The sequence below is a fragment of the Achromobacter sp. SIMBA_011 genome, from assembly GCF_046535435.1.
GTDB classification, from domain to species: Bacteria; Pseudomonadota; Gammaproteobacteria; order Burkholderiales; family Burkholderiaceae_B; genus Achromobacter; species Achromobacter dolens.
Genome location: NZ_JAWRWN010001121.1, coordinates 1 through 241 on the forward strand (window position 1 = coordinate 1; position 241 = coordinate 241).

Genomic DNA, 241 nt, shown 5'->3' on the forward strand with positions numbered 1-241 from the left:
CTTAAAGGTCTTTTCCTCCCAGACAATGGGCAATACACACTCTTTGCAGCGTTTCACAATGGGGTCTACATCGAAGAAGCGTGCCTGTTTATATAAAGTTGTCCATTCGTTTGGGTAGTTGCTGATTTCAAATGGATTGGTTTGGTTGTTTGGCTGTTGGGATGTCATCTTGAAAGAGCAGTATTGAAAGCCCAGCTCATACGCCTGGTTGATGACCATCTCAAACACACTGGTGATCTCG

At 44.4% G+C, this 241-nt stretch carries 1 protein-coding gene; it reads right to left on the minus strand.

Features of this window, described 5'->3' with window-relative positions; all coding sequences use genetic code 11:
• Positions 1 to 228 (minus strand): autoinducer binding domain-containing protein (locus SB816_RS34530; protein ID WP_410548563.1); only part of this gene is annotated, 228 nt, incomplete at its 3' end.
• Positions 229 to 241 lie beyond the last annotated feature (13 nt).